Genomic DNA, 4,310 nt, shown 5'->3' with positions numbered 1-4,310 from the left:
GCCTACTTCGGCCCCGAGGCGCTGCGCGCCCTGAACCGTACGGTGCACTGCTGGAGCAATCTGTACCGGGCCACCGACCCCATCGGGGGCCCCGTCAGGGTCCCCGCCGAGGACGGCCGCCCGGCCGTGGACGCGGCGGTGCTGCTCGACCCCGTGGCGTACGGCCGCACCCGCCGGCACCCGCTGCCCGAACCGATCCTCGGCCACTCCGACTACCAGGCCGACCCGGCGTTCGCCCGGTGCCGCTCCGGACTCCTCGACCGGCTGCCGCCGGCCTTCCCCCTCCAGCGGACCGAATCGCCCCTGGAGCAACCGCCGCTGGATCAGGGGATGTCGGGGATGTCCTCCGGGTAGAGCAGGGTCAGGTCGTCCGTGCTCGCGTCGGCGAGCGCGGCGACCCGGCCCGCGTGCCGCTCCACCATCGACTCGAAGGTCCCCCGCGCCGTGCGGCCGTTGCCGAACGCCGGGCCCTTGGGGAGCTTCTCGAAGTACGCGAGCAGTGCCTCGTCCGTGCCCGGGGCGAGCCGGTACTCGTGCTCGTCCGCCTGCTGGCCGACGATCCGGAGGAGTTCCTCCGGCGTGTAGTCGCCGAAGGTGATGGTCCGTGAGAAACGCGAGGCCACACCCGGGTTGACGGTGAGGAAGCGCTCCATCTCCGCCGTGTACCCGGCGACGATGACCACCACCGCGTCCCGGTGGTCCTCCATCAGCTTCACCAGGGTGTCGATCGCCTCACGGCCGAAGTCCCGCCCCGAGTCCTCCGGCGAAAGGGCGTACGCCTCGTCGACGAAGAGGACTCCGCCGCGCGCCCGGTCGAAGGCCTCCTGCGTGCGGATCGCCGTCGAGCCGATGTGCTCGCCGACCAGGTCCACCCGGGAGACCTCCACCAGGTGTCCGCGCTCCAGCACCCCGAGCGAGGCGAGGATCTCGCCGTACAACCGGGCCACCGTCGTCTTGCCCGTGCCCGGGTTGCCCGTGAAGACCAGATGGCGGCGGACCGAGGCCGCCTTGAGTCCCGCCTCCTGGCGCCTGCGCCCCACCTCGATCATGTTGGTGAGGGTCCGCACCTCCAGCTTGACGCTCTCCAGGCCCACCAGGGCGTCCAGTTCGCCCAGTACGTCCTGCGAGGAGCGGGCCTCCGGCGCGGGCTCGGGCGCCGGCGGCACGGCCACCGGGGCGCGCGGCGCGGGCACCGTGCCGAGCAGGCCCGTCGACTGGGCGGCCGTCAGGACCGTGCCGCCGTCGGGCACGGAGGAGCGGACCGCGCTCTCGTCGCTGGTGCAGTCCTCGGCGCTCGCGCCCTCCTCCGGGAACTCGTAACCGCCGCGCGCGCACCGCTCCGTACGGCACTTGCGCAGGGTGGTCCGGCAGCCGTCCGTGACGTGGAAGCCGTAGCCGCCGCTGCCCGTCACCCGGCAGCCGTGGAAGGAGCCGCGGCCCTCGGCCGACACGTAGAAACCGGCCTCGGCGGGCGAGGTGACCGTGCACCGGTCGATCGTGGGATCGGCGCCCTTGGTGACGATGACCCCGGTCTGCACGGAGTCGATCGTGCAGCCGCCGAGGGTGCCGCCGCTGCCGTGGTCCCGGAACCAGGCGCCCGTGGAGGCCTCCCGGATGCGGCAGTCGTCGAGCTGGGCGGTGGCCCCGTCGCTCACCGACACCGCCGTGTTCCGCACCTGCGTCAGATCGCTGTCGACGACGTCCACGCGCGAGCCCCGGTCGAGGACGAACAGCGCGTCCGGCACGTCGTGCACCCGGCAGGCGTCCAGGACGGCGGTCGCCCCGTCGCTCACCCACACCGCCGGGTAGTCGCCCGTACTGTCGTGGATCTCGCACTGGTTGGCGTCCACCCGCGTCCCCGGGTCCCACACCGAAAGGCCGTTGCGCCCGAAGCGGCGGACGGTCGACCGGGTCAGCGTCAGGACCGAGCGCGAGCGCAGGTCGACCGCGTTCTCCGGGACGTCGTGGATGTCGCAGTCCGAGAGCGTGAGCACCGCGTCCGTGTCGAGCGTGATGCCGTCCGCCGAGGTGCGGTGCACCGAGGAGTCGGTGAGGTGGGCGGCGGCGCGGGACGCGATCTGCAGACCGGCGCCCTTGATCTCGTACACCTCGCAGCCGACGCCCTCCAGGCCGCTGCCCTCGCCGGTCACGGCGATCCCCGCGCCGGAGGCGTGGTGCACCCGGCAGCGTTCCAGACGCGGATGCGCCCCGCCGCGCACCGAGACGCCCGCCTGCCCGGCGGAGACCACCTCGCACTCCTCGAACACCCCGCCCGCGCCGTCGAGCACGGCGATGCCGACCCCGGCCGNNCGGCCGGGCGGCGCCCCGCACCTCGATCCCGGCGGCCGAGCGGGTCATGATCCTCAGGTCGAGCAGTTCGGGCGTGCCGTCCTCGACGAGCAGCGCGGGCGCGGCCACGTCCTGCCCCTCGATGTGCAGGTCCTGCACGGTGACGGAGGCGCGCAGGGTCAGCGGCACCCCGTCCGGGGGCGCGATCCGCACCGAGCCGACCCCGCCCTCGGGGCCGCGCAGGGTGACGGCCCGCCGGATCACGAGGTTCTCCCGGTAGGTGCCGGGCGCGACGGTGAGCACGTCCCCGTCGCCTGCGGCCTCCAGGGCGGCGGCGAGAGAGGGGTACTCACCCGTGCGGCGCCGCCACCGCGATGTGCCGGTGTGCGTCACCTGGACCGTGCCCTGTGCCATGGGTGTGCCCTGCCCCCGCCTCATGCCTCGCCGCTGATCCGATGCCCCACCGTAGCGCGCGCGGCGCCGCCGGGTTGACGGGTCACCGGCCCCCGCCCGTACCGGAGGCCGACGGCCAACGGGCAGGCGTCAGCGCCGGTCCGGAGCGGTCGACCTCGATCGGGTAGCGATCGAACTCGAACGCGCCGCCGAGGTCAGCTTCCCGTGCCCGTACGGCCCCAGTCGGGGCCCGCCGCCGCCCACGCGCGGTCGAGGCGCGCGTACCGCCGGACCACCAGTCTGCGGACGGCGAGGCGGCGGACGAGCTCCACCAGGAGGCCGACGAGCAGCGCGGCCGTCAGGCCGGCGATGACCGCGTGCGCGCGGGCCGTCCCCGTCTGCATCGGCGGCGCCACCGGCCGCCCGTCCCGGTCCGTCCAGAGCCGGAAGGAGGCGCCGGGCGCGGAGTGCTGCCGGGCCGTCGCCACCGTCCCCGTGCGCGCCGAGCCGTTCGGCGCGGTCCAGCGGGCCACCACGGAGCGCCGCAGCCGCTCCTCCCCGGCGGTCTCGACGGACTTGGGGCCGCTCACGGGCCCGTCGGCGAGCCGCACCACCCGGGCCGTCGTCGCCACCCGCTGCTCCTGCTGGGTGCGGACCGCGCGGGACAGCGAGCCGTACGCCGACGTGCCGGCCGCCCAGCCGGTCAGGGGCACGGCGAGGCAGAGCAGTACGGCCGCCGCGAAGGCGACCCACGCCTCGACGAGATCGGTGGTCCGGCGCAGGGGATTGTGCCGCCAGCGCCAGAGTCCGGTGGCTGCGCGCACGTGTGGACCCCCTAGTTGTTCACCACTCCTCGTTCACCACTGCTCCAACGAGTGTGCCCCGGGCGCGGGTTCCCCGCCTGTCGGCCGGGCGAAGTGTGATGCGAACTCTCCGGGTGAACCCTCTGGGCGGATCCCCCGGGCGAATCACCCGGGCCGTCCTCAGTCCAGGATCTTCACGGCGTCGCCGACCCGGACCGTGCCGGTGTGCTCGGGGACGAGGTTCTGCCCGAAGATGACCTTGCCCTCGCTGGTGCGGTGCCGGGCGAGGGTGCGCAGCGGCTCCTTGCCCCGCTCGGCGGTGAGCTGGTTCGTCGTGGTGACGACGCAGCGCCCGCAGGGCCTGGCGACGCGGAAGGTGACCTCTCCGACCGCGAGCCGCTTCCAGCCGTCCTCCGCCCAGGGAGCGGTGCCCTCGACGACCAGGTTCGGGCGGAAACGGTTCATCGGCAGGGGGCCCTCGTCGGCGTGGTCGCCCTGGGCGATCAGGGAGTTGAGGGCGTCGAGCGAGGCGGTGGTGGCGACGAGCAGCGGATAGCCGTCCGCGAAGCTCACGGTCTCGCCGGGCAGCGCGTAGTCGGGGTCGACCGGCCGGCGGTGCTCGGGCGCGTCCATGTGCACGAGGCGTACGTCGCTCTCCAGGTACGCCGAGAACCAGGCGGCGGCTTCGGGGCCGGCCGGTACCGCCTCCACGAACTTGCCGAAGATCTCCACCGTGACCGTGGGCGTGGCAGGCGGGGGCGTCGGTACCCCGACCTCCAGCGTGGGGTGACCGGGGGCGGACAGGGAGACCCCGCCGCCCGGCAG

At 74.4% G+C, this 4,310-nt stretch carries 2 protein-coding genes and 2 pseudogenes; 1 reads left to right on the top strand and 3 read right to left on the bottom strand.

Annotated elements, in window-relative coordinates; translation table 11 throughout:
- A pseudogene (locus tag CCN56_RS36045) lies at window positions 1-354 on the top strand (hypothetical protein); the annotation flags it as partial.
- Here the strand turns inward: CCN56_RS36045 and CCN56_RS36040 are convergent.
- The 3 genes and pseudogenes from CCN56_RS36040 to CCN56_RS36030 all read right to left on the bottom strand — a co-directional run.
- Window positions 324-2,703: pseudogene (locus CCN56_RS36040) on the bottom strand (right-handed parallel beta-helix repeat-containing protein). The pseudogenes CCN56_RS36045 and CCN56_RS36040 overlap by 31 nt on opposite strands.
- Window positions 2,704-2,897: 194 nt before the next feature.
- A complete protein-coding gene (locus CCN56_RS36035; protein WP_086831969.1) occupies window positions 2,898-3,506 on the bottom strand; it encodes a hypothetical protein in 609 nt (202 codons plus the stop codon).
- A gap of 159 nt (window positions 3,507-3,665) precedes the next feature.
- On the bottom strand, window positions 3,666-4,310 hold a 645-nt coding region (locus tag CCN56_RS36030), incomplete at its 5' end, for an MOSC domain-containing protein (RefSeq protein WP_086831968.1).

This window comes from Streptomyces sp. NRRL B-24572 (assembly GCF_002156145.1).
Lineage (GTDB): Bacteria > Actinomycetota > Actinomycetes > Streptomycetales > Streptomycetaceae > Streptomyces > Streptomyces vietnamensis.
The sequence above is the reverse complement of the archived record's forward strand: the minus strand, read 5'-3'. Positions and strand labels throughout refer to the sequence as shown.